Here is a 15599-nt window from a genome sequence, read left to right on the forward strand (position 1 = left end):
CATCGATGGATGACTCAGTGGGGCACGGGTACGAGAAGTCTCCCTGCGCCGGCATGATCCGGATCAGGTTCGACGGTCGAAGCTCTACAGCTTCCTCTCAGCCCGGTTGACCGGACTCCCGTGTTCACGCCCAGTCTAACCTGCCGCCTAGACTCACGGAATGGGGTTTTGGTTTTGAGCATGCTGGTTGTGTTCGTCGCAGCGATGCTCATGCTGGTGTTGCTGCGTGCGTCGCTGATTCGGCGACGGCGCATCGCGCGCGGCCTCCCGGTGCGTGGCACCTGGCACTGGCCGCGGTGGCTTCGCCGCCGCGGCCGCGGCCGTGGCCGCGCTACTTCTTCAGGGCGCGGATGATGCGGTTGAGTGCGTGGCCGGTGACGCAGATGAACGGAATGGCGACGGTCAGCAGCGCAATGACGTTCGGCTCGAATCGCACCGTTCCGGCGGATTTGACGTAGGCGCCGATCGGCAGCGCGCCGCCGCCGCCACCACCTCCGGATCCCTGCTCGCCCGCGTCACCGCCGCCGAATCCGTACTGCACGATCGCCACAGGCACGAGCGTGACCCCGTCGATCTGGATCGGTTCGCCATAGGCGGACTTCACGCCGGCGGTACGGGACAGTTCTGCGAGCTTTTCCGGGAGGCTAGTCATGCCAACAGGTTACCCCGGGTTCGGTTCCCTGCTCGGCGCAATATGAGACGCCGGTTGAACCATGCCGCGCCCAAACCGCGCCGTCACGGTGTCCACCGCGAGCTCGGCGCCCCGCCAGTCCTCGTCCGGGTCCCACAACGCGAGGCCCTGGCTGTCCGCCGGCGAGAGCTGCTCCATCCGCACGCCGATCAGCCGCACCCGGATGCCGGATGCCGCGAGCACCTCGAAGGCGGCCACGGCCTCCTCATAAATGCGGCGCCCCACATTGCTCGGCTCGGCGAGCGTGCGCGACCTCGTGACGGTGCTGAAGTCCCGGTAGCGCAGTTTCAGCACGACCCGCCGCCCGACCAGGCCGCCCCGCCGCAGGCGCACGGCTACCGCGTCGGCGAGCCGCAGGAGTTCGCTGCGCAGCACCGCGGCGTCCGTCACGTCGTACTCGAAGGTCTGCTCGTGGCCGATGCTTTTCTCTTCGCGTTCGGTTGTGACCGAGCGCGGGTCCCTCCCCCACGACAGCTCGTGGAGTTTGCTGCCGGACGCTTCTCCGAGGGCACGCTGGAGCACGGGCAGCGGCGTGTGGGCGATGTCGCCGATCGTACGCAGTCCGAGACGCACGAGAGCCTCCTCGGTCGTGGCGCCGACGCCCCACATCGCCTTCACGGGCAACGGATGGAGAACGTCAAGTGTGGCGTCGACGGGTACGACGAGGAGCCCGTTGGGTTTGGCCAGCCCGGAGGCGAGTTTGGCGATGAATTTGGTGTGTGCGGCACCGACCGAACACACCAGGCCGGTCTCGGCGAACACGCGGGCGCGGATCAACTCGCCGATCACGGCCGGCGACCCGTGCAGCCGGCGCGCACCGGCCACGTCGAGGAACGCTTCGTCGATGCCGAGACGCTCGACGAGCGGGGTGATGTCATCGAAGATGCTCATCACCCGGTCGGAGTAGTGCTTGTAGGCGCTCATGTGCGGCTCCAGCACCACGGCCTGCGGGCATTTGCGCAGCGCGAGCGCCATCGGCATGGCGGAGTTCACCCCGAAGCGTCGGGCGATGTAGTTCGCTGCGGTCACGACGGAGCGACCGGAACGGTGCCCCACAATCACCGGCCGGTCGGCGTATTCCGGGTGGTCGAGGAGCTCAACCGACACGAAAAAGGCATCGAGGTCAATGTGCAGGATGGTGGCCGTGGAGTCGTCGATGGGCGCGGTCGTGACCTGACGCCCGCTGCCATCCTGCTTACCCATGCAAAAACTCTAGTCCGGGTGCGCGGCCGGGGTGTAGCGCAGAAAACGATACTCGAGCCCGGTGCGGGAGGTGTGCCAGCCGATGACGGGATCGGAGCCGTCGACACGCCAACGCATGTCGAGCGGAGGCGCGAGGGTGTCACCGTGCACGTCGGCATTGATCTCGGTCACCTCGAGCCGGTCGGCGCGCTGCAGAAACTGATCGAAAATCCGCCGCCCGCCGATCACCCACAGGTCCCCGCCGGCGGTCAGAGTCGCGGCTTCGTCGAGCGTGTGGGCGACGTATGCTCCGGGCGCGGTCCACCCGGGTTGGCGGGTGAGCACGATGTTGCGTCGATCGGGCAGCGGGCGAAACGGTGCCGGCAGCGAGTCCCACGTTCTTCGTCCCATCAGCACGTTTCCGCCGCGCGTGAGGTGCGCGAAGTGCGCGAGGTCCTCGGGCACGTGCCACGGCAACGTGCCGTCGCGGCCGATGGTGCCGTTGCGGCTTTGCGCCCACACGAGCGTCAGCACGCTACCCAACCGTTGTGCCGAACGCCAAACCGAGCGCGTAGGTGACGCCGGCGGCGGCCAGTCCGATGAAAAGCTGACGCAGCGCGCGCCGCAGTGGCGGGCCGCCGGAGAGCAGCCCGACGACCGCGCCGGTCGCGAGCAGGGCCAGACCCACGAGCACGGCGGCCACGATGACGGCGGCCAGGCCGGTCATCCCGAAGAGGTACGGAAGCACGGGAAGCAGAGCTCCGGAGGCGAAGAAACAGAAACTCGACACGGCGGCGCCGAGACCCGTCCCGATGCTCTCGTGCTCATCGATGACCGGCATCACGGAGCGCGTGTCCGCGTCCTCCGCGGGATTCGTAGCGACGTCGGCGGTGCTCAGCACCTGGCGCGCGTGCAGTTCCGCCTTCTCGGGTGACATGCCCCGCGCCCGGTACACGAGGGTCAGCTCGTTCGCGGCGGCGTCGAGGTGCGTCAGAACGTTTTTCGTCGTGAGGGTGGGGCTCGAGGCCTCCAGCAGCTCGCGCTGAGAGCGTACCGACACGTACTCGCCGGCGCCCATGGACAGCGCACCGGCCAGCAGCCCGGCGAGACCCGTGAACAGAATCGTCGCGGCGGGAACCCCCGTTGCTCCGATGCCGAGCACGAGGGCGAGGTTGCTCACGAGTCCGTCGTTAATCCCGAACACCGCGGCGCGGAAGCTGCCCGACAGGCGCTTGCGGCCGCGCGCGGCGAGACCGCGAACGACCTCCTCGTGGATGCGCTCATCGGCGGCCATGGCGCTCGTGGCGTCGTGGTCCTTGTCGTACGGCGAGCGGGACTCCGCGCGCTGGGCGAGAGCGAGCACGAACACGGACCCGAAGCGGCGCGCCAGAAAGCCGAGCAGCCGCGTGCGCGGGGCGCCGCGACGCGCCGGCCCCACATGCTCGCCCAGCAGCCTGCGCCAGTGCGCTTCGTGCCGCCCTTCGGCTTCGGCGAGGCTCAACAGGATCGCGCGTTCCTCCCCGGTTCGGCGTGCCGCGAGGTCGCGGTACACCGCGGCCTCCGCCAGCTCGTCGGCCAGGTACTGACGCCAGCGACGGATGTCGGCGGGAGTCCGTGTGCTGGGCGCGGGTTCGCCGAAGGTGGGCGCGTCGCTCATGCTTCGGGTGCCGCGACCAGTCGGCTCTCCGGTACCTTCGCCGACTCGTGCGGCCCCGAGCCGTCCAGTCCGTAGAACGGATCCTCGAACGCCACCAGCCACACCGCCTCGCGCGCGGTCGTCGGGACGTAGAACGAGGAGCCGGTCAACTCCCCGGGCGCGACGATGACGCCGATCGGGTCCTCGGTGAGGGAGTCAGGAAATCGCTCGCGATCGAGGCGCACGATGACCTGCACACCGACACCGAAGTTGCCGCCGGTCGCCTCTGGGTCGCGTTTCTTCCACATCTTCTTGTCCTAGTCGGCGGCGCCCGGCTCAACGGCCGCGGCGCGTTCGAGCACAAGCTCGCGCACGCGGGCGGCGTCGGCCTGGCCGCGCATGGCCTTCATGACCGCACCGATGACGGCGCCGGCCGCTTGCACCTTGCCGTCGCGGATCTTGGCCAGCACGTCCGGCTGCCCCTGGAGTGCGGCGTCGATGGCGGCAATGAGGGCCCCGTCGTCGGAGACGACGGCGAGTCCGCGGGCGGCAACGACCTCCTCCGGCGTTCCCTCTCCGGCGATCATGCCCTCGAGCACCTGGCGCGCCAGGCGGTCGGTGAGGGTTCCGGCCTCCACGAGCGTGATGAGCGCCGCGAGCTGTTCGGGCTGCACGAGCGAGTCGGCGGCCACACCGGCGACGTTCGCGAGGCGGGCCACCTCCCCGGTCCACCATTTGCGTGACGCCTGGGCGGATGCCCCGGCGGCGACCGTGGCTTCGACGGCGTCGAGCAGGTCGGAGTTGACGACGTCCTGGAACTCGAGGTTGGTGAAGGCCCAGGCGGCCTGCAGGCGCTTGCGCCGCGCGGCGGGAGGTTCCGGAAGGGTCAGTCGCAACTCTTCGACCCATTCGCGTGAGGGCGCCATGGGCACGAGGTCGGGCTCCGGGAAGTACCGGTAGTCGTCGGCGTCGCTCTTGGGGCGGCCGGCCGACGTGACACCGGTGTCTTCGTGCCAGTGACGCGTCTCCTGGGTGATGGTGCCGCCGCTGGAAAGTACCGCGGCCTGACGCTGGATCTCGTAGCGCACCGCACGTTCGACCGAGCGGAGCGAGTTGACGTTCTTCGTTTCGGTGCGGGTGCCGAGCACGTCGGAGCCGCGGGGACGCAGGGAGACGTTCGCGTCGCAGCGCACGTTTCCCTCTTCCATGCGGGCGTTTGAGACGCCGAGGGCCTTGACGATTTCGCGGATGGCGGCGACGTAGGTCTTGCCGATTTCGGGGGCGTCGTGTTCGGCGCCCTCGATCATCTGCGTCACGATCTCGACGAGCGGCACGCCGCCACGGTTGTAGTCGACGAGGGAGTAGTCGGCGCCCTGGATGCGGCCGGTCGAGCCTCCCTTGTGGGTGAGTTTGCCGGCGTCGTCTTCCATGTGGGCGCGTTCGATGTCCACGGTGACGAGGCGTCCGCTTTCGAGCTCGATGGTGATCGACCCGTCGTGGCAGATCGGGTCGTCGTACTGGCTGGTCTGGAAGTTCTTCGCCGTGTCGGGGTAGAAGTAGTTCTTGCGTGCGAACCGAGAGTGCTCGGCGATCTCACAGCCGAGCGCGAGGCCCAGACGGATGCTGGACTCGATCGCCTTCTGGTTGACCTGCGGCAGGCCACCCGGCAGTCCGAGGCAGGTGGGGCAGGTGTTGGTGTTGGCGCCGGACCCGAATTCGTTCGCGCAGCCGCAGAACATCTTGGTCTTGGTGTTGAGCTCCACGTGCACCTCGAAGCCGAGCACCGGCTCGAACAGTTCGAGGGCCTTGTCGTAGTCCATCAATTCGGCTTTCGCCATTAGAGAGCTCCCTTGGTGCTGGTGGCGAGCGTGAGCTCCGGTGCCTGGTCGAGCATGGTGTGACCCCAGCCGGCTTCAAGCAGTTGTTCGATGGCCGAACCGACGGTGTAGAGGCGGGCATCCGCCTTCGCGGGGGCCATGATCTGCAACCCGACCGGCAGGCCGTCTTCCGGCGCGAGGCCGATGGGCAGGCTCATTCCCGGCACGCCGGCCAGGTTCGCCGGAATCGTCGTCACGTCATTCAGGTACATCGCCATCGGGTCTTCGAGCTTCTCACCGAACTTGAACGCGGTGGTCGGAGCGCTCGGGGAAACGAGCACGTCGACCTGCGCGAAGGCGGCGTCGAAGTCCCGCTGGATGAGCGTACGCACCTTCTGCGCGCTGCCGTAATAGGCGTCGTAGTAGCCGGTGCTGAGCGCGTAGGTGCCGAGGATGATGCGGCGCTTCACCTCGGGGCCGAAGCCGGCCTCGCGGGTGGCCGCCATCACGCGTTCGCTGGTGAGCGATCCCTCGTTCGGGTTCACCCGGATTCCGAAACGCACGGAGTCGAAGCGCGCGAGGTTGCTGGACGCTTCCGCCGGAAGAATCAGGTAGTACGCGGCCACGGCGTACTCGAAGTTCGGAGCAGACACCTCCACGATTTCCGCGCCGGCGGCCGCGAGGAGCGCGAGCGTTTCCGTGAACCGCTGCGTGACGCCGGCCTGGAAGCCGGAACCCGACAGTTCCTTGATCACGCCGACGCGCACGCCCTTGAGGGCGCCGTCGGCCAGACCCGCTCGCGCGGCGGCGGCCATGGACGGCCAGGAGTCGGTGAGCGAGGTGGAATCGAGCGGGTCGTGCCCGCCGATCACGTCGTGCAGCAGCGCCGCGTCGTAGACGGTGCGGGAGACGGGGCCGACCTGGTCGAGGGATGACGCGAGCGCGACGGCGCCGTAGCGGGACACTCCGCCGTAGGTGGGCTTGACTCCGACGGAACCGGTCACGGCGGCGGGCTGGCGGATCGATCCGCCGGTGTCGCTTCCGAGGGCGAGCGGCGCTTCGAACGCGCTCACCGCGGCGGCCGAGCCGCCACCGGATCCGCCGGGGATGCGGTCGCGGTCCCAGGGGTTGCGGGTCGGGCCGTAGGCGGAGTGTTCGGTGGAGGACCCCATCGCGAATTCGTCCATGTTGGTCTTGCCGAGGGGCACGAGGCCCGCGGCGCGCAGGCGCGCGACGACGGTGGCGTCGTAGGGCGGCACCCAGCCCTCGAGAATCTTCGACCCGGCGGTCGTCGGCATGTCGTGGGTGGCGAGCACATCCTTGATCGCGATCGGCACACCGGCGAGCGGACCGAGAGTGTCCCCGGCCGCGCGCTGCGCGTCGATGCGGGCAGCGGTGGCGAGCGCGGCCGGCCCGGAGACATGCAGGAAGGCGTGCAGGTCGGTGTCGACGTCGCTGATGCGGTCGAGGTGCGCGCGGGTGGCCTCAACGGCGCTGACGGCACCGTCGGTGAGCAGCGTGCTGAGGGTGGCGGCCGAGAGCCTGGTCAGATCTGTCATGGTTATTCTCCGTCCAGGATTGCGGGAACGCGAAACTTGTCGCCGTCACGGTCGGGGGCACCAGAGAGTGCCTGCTCAACCGTGAGGGATGCAACGACGACGTCGGGGCGGAAGACGTTGGTCAGCGGGAGGGGGTGACTCGTTGCGGGAATCTCGGCCGTGGCGACCTGTGACACCTTCGCGACCGAGTCGACGATCTGGCCCAGGTCGTGGGTGAGATTCGTGATCTCCTCGGGGCTGAGGTCGATCCGGGCAAGGCTTGCCAAGTGGGCAACCTGCTCGGCCGTGATTTCAGACATGGAACTCCGATTTTTTGTAGACGTGGATGCCTAATTCTATTCGGAGGCGTTGGTGACGAGTGCCGCCTGGTCCGTTCCGATCACCGCCATGTTGTGCAGCGACTCGCTTCCCCGGGTGAAATAGTCGTTGTGGCCCCACGATTTGTTGAGTTTTCGACCGTTTTGCCGGTCGACGCCGCCGTCCACGCCGAGCGTGTGGGCTCCGTACGACGCACTTCCGGGGTCGCTGCCGAAGAATCCGCTGTTCACGGCCGGGTCCCAGTCGGCCTCCCCCACGTAGACGTTGCCGTCGGCCACGTTGAGCCGGTCGATCGATTGGATGGCGCTGCCGGGCGAGCCGACCAGAACGAGGGCGTCGACCTGCACGGAGCCGCGGGCGAGCGCCTCGAGGGAGACCAGGGTGCCGTAGGAGTGAGCGAAGACGGACAGGAACGGTTCGTGTTCGGCCCGGGTGGAGCGTATACCCTGCCAGGAGTCCACGAGGAAGTCGGCGCCGGCCTCGGCTCGGTCGAGGCCGCCGACGTTGAAGACGCTCGGCGTTTCGTATCCGATCCACGCGATCGTGGCGACACTGGGAATTGCCGTACGGGAGGTGATCGCCTGCTCTCGCAGCACGCTGACCTGTTCGGCGTAGAGGGCGTCGGCCGTGTCGGACCAGTTGACGAGCTGTTCCTGTACGCCGTAGTTCATCCCAGGCACCAGGTAGCTGACGTAGTCGGCGGTGTCGGGGTTTCCCAGCGCGATCGCGGCCCGACCGCCGTCCGTGAGGTCCAGGAGCACCAGGGTTCGGGTCGGCGACTGACACGGATGCACCAAGGCCCGCTGAACCTGCTTCATGACCGACAGTTCCCGGGTCACGGACGGAGACATGGTTCGGCCGGATGCGCCGGTGAGCTGTGCCGTGGCTTTCGCCACCGCCTCCCCGAGGTACCGCGCGTTGGCCTGACCTCGGTCCACGAGCGGGATGCCGTCGAGGTTGCCCACCAGGCGGGGAAGATCGCCCTGAAGGTCGTGGCGTGACGTGTCGTCGAGCTGCGTCCACCAGCGAGTGACGTCGGTCGCGGCCGGAGGTGCGGCGAGGATCGTGTCGATGGCGGTGGGGTTGACGGAAGCGAACGTGCGCAGTTCGGTGGGGGTCAGGCGTGCAATCCCGTCGAGCACGACCATCCCGCGCGTACTGCGGCCGGCGCGCGCCGTGCCGTCGATGTCGACGGAGGAGCCCGCCGACGATGACAGTTGCAGCCACACCGGTTCCGACCGGGGACCGATCCATGGTTCGGCGCTGAGCGCCTGGGCGGGCAGGTGACCGGCGGCGGTGTCGACGCGAACGACCTGCACGGCCTCCGGCGCGGCGGCACTCTCGAACGGGCCCCCCAAGGCAAGCGAGATGAGTACTGCCACCATGTCGTACAGCGCTTCGTCCCCTCGCCTGTGCCGCTGCCGGGTGCGCGCACGGCGCGCACATATATATCCAGATCAGCATATCGGCGACACGGACGAAAAAAGAAGCCCAGCCAGCCCAATTGGCGCGGACGGCCCTTAGAATGCGAGGCTAGGACGGTATTGGTTCCGACAGTGCGTTCGGCCCCTGTTCGACCAGAATCTTGAATTCGTCGGCGTCGAGGATACGAATCCCGAGGGTTTCCGCCTTGGCCAGCTTGGATCCGGCCCCCGGTCCGGCGGCAACGAAGTCCGTGTTCTTGGAGACGCTGGACGCGGACTTGCCGCCCGCGGCGATGATCGCCTCCTGGGCTCCGTCCCGGGTGTACCCGTCGAGGGAACCGGTGGCCACGACGGTCAGGCCGGACAAGACACCGCCGGCGGCCGATGCGCCGCCCGGTCCGGGATGTCCGGGTGTGGTGAATTGCACGCCGGCCCTGGCCCAGGCATCCACGATGTCCCGGTGCCAATCCACCTGGAACCAGTCGACCACCGCGTCGGCAATGATGCCGCCGACGCCGTCGACGATCGCGAGGTCCGCGGCCGCACTCTCCCGAATCGCGTCGAGGGAACCGAAGTGATCGGCCAGGGCCCGAGCGGCGACCGGTCCGACATGGCGGATGTTCAGCGACACGAGGATGCGCCAGAGCGGCTTGGTTTTCGCCCGGTCGATTTCGGCGAGCAGTTTCGTGGCGCTCGCGGACGGTTGCAGTCCGGTGAGGCCGTTCTTTCTCTCGGCGGCCGTCAGGTTTCGGCTGAAGGGCATGCGCAACTTGTCGCTGCCGTCCGCGTCTTCCCGGGGCAGACCGGTTTCGGCGTCGCGGACGGTGACCTGGATGGGGAGGAGGTCGCTCAGTTGCAGATCGAACAGGCCGGCCTCGGTGGGAAGGGGCGGCTGCGCCGGAACGGTGGGCTGGGTCAGCGCGGCCGCGGCGACCTCGCCGAGCACCTCAATGTCGAGGCCGCCGCGGGAACCGATGTGTTCGACGCGGCCACGCACCTGAGCCGGGCAGCTGCGGGCGTTCGGGCAGCGCAGGTCGATATCGCCCTCTTTGGCCGGAGCGAGCGGCGTGCCGCACTCCGGGCAGTTCGTCGGCATCACGAACTCGCGTTCGGTACCGTCGCGCAGCTCCACGACGGGGCCGAGCACCTCGGGGATCACATCGCCCGCCTTGCGGAGCACGATCGTGTCCCCGATCAGGACCCCCTTGGCCTTGACCACATCCTGGTTGTGCAGGGTGGCCTGCCGAACCTCTGACCCGGCCACGCGCACCTTGTCCATTACCGCGAAGGGTGTGGCGCGTCCCGTGCGTCCCACGCTGACGACGATGTCGCGCAGCTTGGTGTTGACCTGCTCCGGAGGGTATTTGTAGGCGATGGCCCATCGCGGTGCCCGGTTGGTCGCGCCGAGTTCGGCGTGCAGGTCCAGCTCGTCGATCTTGATCACGATGCCGTCGATTTCGTGGGACACCCGGCCCCGGTGCTCGCCGTAATACTCGATGAACTCTGCGGCCTCTTCCCGGTTCGGCGTAACCCGGAAATACTCGCTGGTGGGCAGGCCCCAAGCGTCCAGGACCGCGTACACCTCGGATTGGGACGTGGCGGCCGGGTGTTCCCAGGCGCCGATGCCGTGCACGAGCATGCGCAGTCGGCCGAGCCGGGCCTTCATCAGGACCAGCTGGGCGGGCGTCTTCGTGGATGCCTTCTGGCGCAGGGAGCCGCTCGCGGCGTTCCTGGCATTGGCGAACGGGCGCTCACCCGACGTGACCTGGGCAGCATTGAGCTCGGCGAAGGATTCGACCGGGAAGAACACCTCCCCGCGCACCTCCATGAGGGGAGGATGCCCGGTGCCGGTCAGTCGGCGCGGGATTCCGGGCACGAAGTCGATATTCTCGGTCACGTCCTCCCCGACCACACCGTCGCCGCGGGTGGCAGCTGTGACGAGCACTCCATTCTCGTAGCGCAGGTTGATCGCCAGGCCGTCGATTTTGAGCTCGCACAGGTAGTGCACGGATCGACCCGAATCGCGTTCGACCTTCGCGGCCCAGTCGAGGAACTCGTCGATCGAGAACACGTTGTCGAGGCTGAGCATGCGTTCGGCGTGCTGCACCGGGTCGAAGAGCGTGGTTTCGGCGCGCCCGCCGACGGTTTGGGTGGGGCTGTCCTGGCTCTGCAACTCGGGAAAGAGCCGCTCGAGTTCTTCGAGTCGCCGCACGAGATCGTCGTACTCGGCATCGGCGATGACGGGTTCGTTCCGGTCGTAGTAGGCGTCCCGCGCGGCGAGGATTCGCTCGGTCAGGGTGGCGGCCGTGGCGGCGGCATCCGACAGCGAATCGTCGGGGGCGGTTTCACTCATTCGTCAATTGCGCCACGGTTCGGCTCACGCGTCAAGCGTTGGCGCTGCCGGCGTGGCAGGGTCCGCGGCGGGAGCGTCCGCGGCGGCTCCGACCGGAACGGCGCTGACCGTGCGGTCGATCGTGCACTGGCCGAGAACCCGGGTGCCCAGGTAGAGCACGGCGGTCTGTCCGGGGGCGACGCCGGTGAGGGGCTCGACGGGAGTGATCTTCAGTTCCACCCGGTCTGCGCCGTGCACGAGCTGCGCGACGGCCGGCTCCGGGTCGGCGTGCGCGCGGATCTGCACGTGGCAGTCGAAGGCGATCTCCGGGGTGGCGGGGGCGAGCCCGGCCCAGGTGTAGGAGTCTCCGGCGATTTCCTTGACCGCGAGCGCCTCCTTGGGCCCGACGACGACGGTGTTGGAGATCGGGCGCACCTCAAGCACGAACCGGGGCTTGCCGTCAGAGGCCGGGGTGCCGATGGAGAGTCCCTTGCGCTGTCCCACGGTGAAGGCCACCGCACCCGCATGCTCGCCGAGTTTCTGGCCTTCGCGGTCGAGGATGTCGCCCGTTTCCGGGGCGACCCGCTCCCCCAGCCAGCCCCGCGTGTCACCGTCGGGGATGAAGCAGATGTCGTAGGAATCCGGCTTGTCGGCCACGGAGAAACCGCGTTCGGCGGCCTCCGCGCGAACCTCGGCCTTGGACGGTGTCTCACCGAGCGGGAACAGGGAATGGTTGATCTGGTCGGCGGTGAGCACGCCGAGCACGTAGGACTGGTCCTTGGCCCAGGCCGCGGCGCGGTGCAGCTCCTTGTTGCCGTCGGCGTCCGTCACGATGCTGGCGTAATGGCCGGTCACCACGGCGTCGAAGCCGAGGTCGATGGCCTTTTCGAGCAGGGCGGCGAACTTGATCTTCTCGTTGCAGCGCATGCACGGGTTCGGGGTGCGTCCGGCCGCGTACTCGGCGATGAAGTCATCGACGACGTCGAGCTTGAAGCGCTCGGAGAAGTCCCACACGTAGTACGGGATGCCGATGATGTTGCAGGCACGCTGGGCGTCCATCGAGTCCTCGACCGTACAGCAGCCACGACTTCCGGTGCGCAGAGTTCCCGGCATTCGACTGAGCGCCAAATGCACGCCGACGACCTCGTGTCCCGCCTCGACCGCACGGGCTGCGGCCACGGCGGAATCAACACCGCCACTCATTGCTGCTAAAACCTTCACCGGACAAGTGTAGTCGCTGCTGACGGCCGGGGTGACTATCCTCTCGTCACCCGATCCGACATTCCGGCCCGCACGGCCTGCGCGTGGGCGGCGGGGAGGGCGGCAAGCAGGGCGTCAACGTCCGCCTCCGTGCTCGTGTGACCGAGCGTGATGCGCAGCGCACCACGGGATTCGAGCTCCGAGCGTCCCATCGCCCGCAGCACATGCGACGGCTCCGGAACGCCCGCCTGACAGGCAGACCCGGTCGACACGGAAACGCCGGCCACATCGAGCAGAAACAGCAGGGAATCGCCTTCACAACCGGGGAAGCTGAAGTGAGCGTTGCCGGGCAGGCGCCCGGCCGGATCGGGGTCGCCGTTGAGAATGGCGGCGGGGGCGATCCGCCGAACGCCGTCAATCACCCGGTCCCGCAGGCCGGAAAGCCTGGCGTGCTCGTCCGACCGGCCGGCGCCGAAGGCGGATGCCGCGACCGCAAACGAAACCGCGGCCGCCACATCCTGGGTGCCGCTGCGCACCTTGCGCTGCTGTCCGCCGCCGTGCAGCAGCGGAACGACCACGGTGCGGCGACCGAGGATCAACGCTCCGACGCCCACCGGTCCGCCGATCTTGTGCGCGGACAGGCTCACGGCGCTCACCCCGGCGCGGCTCAGCGCCGAAAAGTCGACGGGCAGGTAGCCGTAGGCCGAGACGGCGTCCACGTGCACGGGGATGCCGTGGGCGGCGGCGAGCGCCGCGATCTCGGTGAGCGGTTGCACCGTGCCGACCTCGTTGTTGGCGGCGATCACCGTGACGAGCGCCACATCCGCCGGGTTGGACGCGATGGCCGCGTCGAGGGTCGCGACGTCGATACGCCCGAGCGTGTCGAGCGGAATCCACTCCACTACCGCGTCGTCGTGCTCGGCGAGCCATTCCACGCTGTCGAGGGTCGCGTGGTGTTCGCCTTCGGCGACCAGGATGCGTCGCCTGGGCGCTCGAGCCCAGAACAGGCCTTTGATCGCGAGGTTGATCGCCTCGGTGCCGCTGCCGGTGAACACGACCTCGATCGGGTCGCAGTGCACGCTCGCGGCGATGTGTTCGCGGGCCTCCTCCAGCATGCGCTTGGCGTTCTGGCCCTGGCTGTGCACGGATGCGGGGTTGCCGACGACGGCCATGGTCTCGGCGTAGGCGGTGATAGCGGCGGGAAGCACGGGCGTCGTGGCCGCGTGATCGAGGTAGACGACCATCTGGTCCCTCTTTTCTACTGGTGTCCCAGCCTGTCAACTCTAGTTCCGGCTGTGGTTGGAGCACCCCGTCCGCACTGATTACTCTTGATTGCATGACTCACGCCGATCCGCTGCGCAATCTCGGCGTACGAATTTCATCCAATGGCGGCGAATTGCGCGTATGGTCCGCGGAAGCGGATGCCATGGAACTGTGCATTTTCGACGACACCGACCCGAACTGGATCATCAGAAGCATCCCGATGAGCCGGGACGACCACAACGTGTGGTCCGTGAAATCCCGCACCCTGTCGAGCGGTCGCCGCTACGGCATTCGCGTATCCGGTCCCGTCGGCCCTCGAAATTCGTTTCACCCGGAAACAACCCTGCTCGAACCCTACTCACGCGGCCTGGTGCGCGTCGGTGCCGACACCTGGCAGTCGTCCGTCGTCGACGACCGTTTCGACTGGGGCGGCGTGACCAAGCCCGCCGTGCCCCTGGACCACACGGTGGTGTACGAGACGCACGTTCGGGGCATCAGCCGGCTGAACAAGAAGATTCCGGCGGCCCTCCGCGGCACGTATGCGGGCCTCGCGCACGAATCCACGATCGCGTACCTCACCGACCTCGGGGTCACGAGTGTCGAGCTGCTGCCCGTGCAGTCCTTCGTCTCCGAGCAACGCCTGATCAAGCAGGGGCTGATCAACTACTGGGGCTACAACACGCTCAACTTCTTCTCCCCGCACGCCGACTACGCCACCCAGGCCGCGCAATCCGGCGGCCCGGAGGCCGTGCTGCGAGAGTTCAAGGACATGGTCAAACGCTTGCATGAGGCCGGCCTCGAAGTGATCATGGACGTCGTCTACAACCACACGGCGGAGGAGGGCCCCAACGGGCCGGTGACGAGCCTGCGCGGCATCGACAACTCCACGTACTATCGCCAGACCGAATCCGGCCAGTACATCGATGTGACCGGGTGCGGAAACACCGTGAACTTCGGCCACGAAGTCCCCCGGCGTCTGGTGATGGATTCCCTGCGGTATTGGGCCAACGAGGTGCAGATCGACGGGTTCCGCTTCGACCTCGCGGTGACCCTGGGCCGCGACGAGGACGTCGTGTACGACCCCGAGCACCCGTTGCTCACCGGCATTCGGGATGACCCGGAGCTGGCGGGGGCCAAGCTCATTGCCGAACCGTGGGACGTGGGCCAGGGCGGGTGGCAAACGGGCAATTTCGCGTCCGGCTGGTCGGAATGGAACGACCGCTACCGTGACCGCATGCGTGACTTCTGGCTGAGCGACATACGCAGCCTGCGGCAGTCCGGCAGCGCCGGAAGCGGGATCGGACGCTTCGCCACGCGTGTCGCGGGGTCAAGCAACACCTTCGCGACGGACCGCGGACCGCTCGCCTCCCTCAACTTCATCACCGCGCACGACGGTTTCACGCTCGCCGACCTCACGGCCTACGACACCAAGCACAACCTCGGCAACGGGGAGTCCAACCGCGACGGCACCGGCAACAACAATTCCTTCAACCACGGCGTCGAGGGCCCCACCCGCGACGTGGTGATCCTCGCCGCGCGCCGCAAGGCCATGCGGAACCTGCTCGGCACGCTCCTGCTGTCCGCCGGCATCCCCCTGATCACCGCCGGTGACGAGTTCGGGCGCAGCCAGCGCGGGAACAACAACGCTTATTGCCAGGACAGCGAGCTCACCTGGTTGAACTGGGACTTCGACGACTGGCAGCAGGACCTGCATCGCGTGAGTCGGCGCCTGCTTCAGCTGCGGCGTGAGAACCCGGCGCTTCGGCCCGTGAAATTCGGCCGGTTCGGCGAGACGACGCTGAGCGCGAGCCAGCTCGACTGGTACAACAGCGACGGTCAGTCCATGTCGGACGACGACTGGAACTCTCCGGAGGCCCGCACCCTGCAGTACATGGCGGCAAGCACTCCCGAACACGAGGCGTCCAACCGCATCCTGCTCGTGGTGCATGCTCGGGAGCAGCAAGCGACCGTGACGCTTCCCGCCCACCCGGGGGTGGACTCGTACACGCTCCTGTGGGATTCCAGCCATGACGATCTGCGCGACGCCGTGATCGAGCACGAACCGGGCTCGCCGCTGGTGATGGCGGGCGCGTCGATGCAGCTCCTGCGGGCGCATGCCGGCGTTCCCGCGTCCGGCGCGAAGAAGGCCGCGACGGGCACGTCCTGACCGACACCCG

General features: G+C 67.9%; 13 protein-coding genes and 1 riboswitch. Of the genes, 1 reads left to right on the forward strand and 12 read right to left on the reverse strand.

Annotated features, from left to right (window positions below; genetic code table 11):
* Positions 1-23: 23 nt before the first annotated feature.
* Positions 24-132: riboswitch (TPP riboswitch) on the reverse strand.
* 199 nt (positions 133-331) lie between these two features.
* The 12 genes from AC1MB9_RS09305 to AC1MB9_RS09360 all read right to left on the reverse strand — a co-directional run bounded on the left by AC1MB9_RS09305 (position 332) and on the right by AC1MB9_RS09360 (position 13403).
* Positions 332-652, reverse strand: coding sequence for a hypothetical protein (locus tag AC1MB9_RS09305; protein WP_479961680.1), 321 nt, complete (start codon positions 650-652; stop codon positions 332-334).
* A 9-nt stretch (positions 653-661) separates the two neighbouring features.
* On the reverse strand, positions 662-1894 hold the full coding sequence (gene dinB, locus AC1MB9_RS09310) for a DNA polymerase IV (protein WP_479961681.1): 1233 nt from the start codon (positions 1892-1894) through the stop codon (positions 662-664).
* A 9-nt stretch (positions 1895-1903) separates the two neighbouring features.
* Complete coding sequence (locus AC1MB9_RS09315; RefSeq protein ID WP_479961682.1) at positions 1904-2407, reverse strand: dihydrofolate reductase; 504 nt, start codon at positions 2405-2407, stop codon at positions 1904-1906.
* Between the two features lies 1 nt (position 2408).
* Positions 2409-3530: a VIT1/CCC1 transporter family protein gene (locus AC1MB9_RS09320; protein ID WP_479961683.1), complete on the reverse strand. Its 1122-nt coding sequence runs from the start codon at positions 3528-3530 to the stop codon at positions 2409-2411.
* Positions 3527-3817 (reverse strand): hypothetical protein, encoded by a 291-nt coding sequence (locus AC1MB9_RS09325; RefSeq protein ID WP_479961684.1) that lies wholly within the window; start codon positions 3815-3817, stop codon positions 3527-3529. Before AC1MB9_RS09325 ends, AC1MB9_RS09320 begins: the two co-directional genes overlap by 4 nt.
* A gap of 9 nt (positions 3818-3826) precedes the next feature.
* Positions 3827-5347, reverse strand: a complete 1521-nt coding sequence (gene gatB, locus AC1MB9_RS09330) for an Asp-tRNA(Asn)/Glu-tRNA(Gln) amidotransferase subunit GatB (RefSeq protein ID WP_479961685.1) — start codon at positions 5345-5347, stop codon at positions 3827-3829.
* Positions 5347-6885: an Asp-tRNA(Asn)/Glu-tRNA(Gln) amidotransferase subunit GatA gene (gatA, locus tag AC1MB9_RS09335; protein ID WP_479961686.1), complete on the reverse strand. Its 1539-nt coding sequence runs from the start codon at positions 6883-6885 to the stop codon at positions 5347-5349. Before gatA ends, gatB begins: the two co-directional genes overlap by 1 nt.
* Positions 6886-6887: 2 nt before the next feature.
* Entirely contained in the window at positions 6888-7184 is a 297-nt protein-coding gene (gatC, locus tag AC1MB9_RS09340) for an Asp-tRNA(Asn)/Glu-tRNA(Gln) amidotransferase subunit GatC (RefSeq protein WP_479961687.1), read from the reverse strand.
* Between the two features lie 36 nt (positions 7185-7220).
* Positions 7221-8588: an alpha/beta hydrolase gene (locus tag AC1MB9_RS09345; protein WP_479961688.1), complete on the reverse strand. Its 1368-nt coding sequence runs from the start codon at positions 8586-8588 to the stop codon at positions 7221-7223.
* A 148-nt stretch (positions 8589-8736) separates the two neighbouring features.
* The gene (gene ligA, locus AC1MB9_RS09350) at positions 8737-10980 is read right to left on the reverse strand and encodes an NAD-dependent DNA ligase LigA (RefSeq protein WP_479961689.1); all 2244 of its coding nucleotides are present in this window, start codon (positions 10978-10980) and stop codon (positions 8737-8739) included.
* A 24-nt stretch (positions 10981-11004) separates the two neighbouring features.
* Complete coding sequence (gene mnmA, locus AC1MB9_RS09355) at positions 11005-12180, reverse strand: tRNA 2-thiouridine(34) synthase MnmA (RefSeq protein WP_479961690.1); 1176 nt, start codon at positions 12178-12180, stop codon at positions 11005-11007.
* A 35-nt stretch (positions 12181-12215) separates the two neighbouring features.
* The gene (locus tag AC1MB9_RS09360) at positions 12216-13403 is read right to left on the reverse strand and encodes a cysteine desulfurase family protein (protein WP_479961691.1); all 1188 of its coding nucleotides are present in this window, start codon (positions 13401-13403) and stop codon (positions 12216-12218) included.
* Between the two features lie 92 nt (positions 13404-13495).
* Between AC1MB9_RS09360 and glgX the strand changes: the two genes are divergently transcribed.
* Positions 13496-15589, forward strand: a complete 2094-nt coding sequence (gene glgX, locus AC1MB9_RS09365; RefSeq protein WP_479961692.1) for a glycogen debranching protein GlgX — start codon at positions 13496-13498, stop codon at positions 15587-15589.
* Positions 15590-15599: the final 10 nt, after the last annotated feature.

The organism is Cryobacterium sp. AP27, assembly GCF_056680495.1.

Excerpts from the sequence above, each read along its gene's own strand:
- gatC (WP_479961687.1), bottom strand. The coding sequence starts at position 7,184 with ATGTCTGAAATCACGGCCGAGCAGGTTGCCCACTTGGCAAGCCTTGCC.
- AC1MB9_RS09305 (WP_479961680.1), bottom strand. The coding sequence starts at position 652 with ATGACTAGCCTCCCGGAAAAGCTCGCAGAACTGTCCCGTACCGCCGGC.
- AC1MB9_RS09345 (WP_479961688.1), bottom strand. The coding sequence starts at position 8,588 with ATGGTGGCAGTACTCATCTCGCTTGCCTTGGGGGGCCCGTTCGAGAGT.
- AC1MB9_RS09360 (WP_479961691.1), bottom strand. The coding sequence starts at position 13,403 with ATGGTCGTCTACCTCGATCACGCGGCCACGACGCCCGTGCTTCCCGCC.
- gatB (WP_479961685.1), bottom strand. The coding sequence starts at position 5,347 with ATGGCGAAAGCCGAATTGATGGACTACGACAAGGCCCTCGAACTGTTC.
- glgX (WP_479961692.1), top strand. The coding sequence starts at position 13,496 with ATGACTCACGCCGATCCGCTGCGCAATCTCGGCGTACGAATTTCATCC.
- ligA (WP_479961689.1), bottom strand. The coding sequence starts at position 10,980 with ATGAGTGAAACCGCCCCCGACGATTCGCTGTCGGATGCCGCCGCCACG.
- dinB (WP_479961681.1), bottom strand. The coding sequence starts at position 1,894 with ATGGGTAAGCAGGATGGCAGCGGGCGTCAGGTCACGACCGCGCCCATC.
- AC1MB9_RS09325 (WP_479961684.1), bottom strand. The coding sequence starts at position 3,817 with ATGTGGAAGAAACGCGACCCAGAGGCGACCGGCGGCAACTTCGGTGTC.
- AC1MB9_RS09320 (WP_479961683.1), bottom strand. The coding sequence starts at position 3,530 with ATGAGCGACGCGCCCACCTTCGGCGAACCCGCGCCCAGCACACGGACT.
- gatA (WP_479961686.1), bottom strand. The coding sequence starts at position 6,885 with ATGACAGATCTGACCAGGCTCTCGGCCGCCACCCTCAGCACGCTGCTC.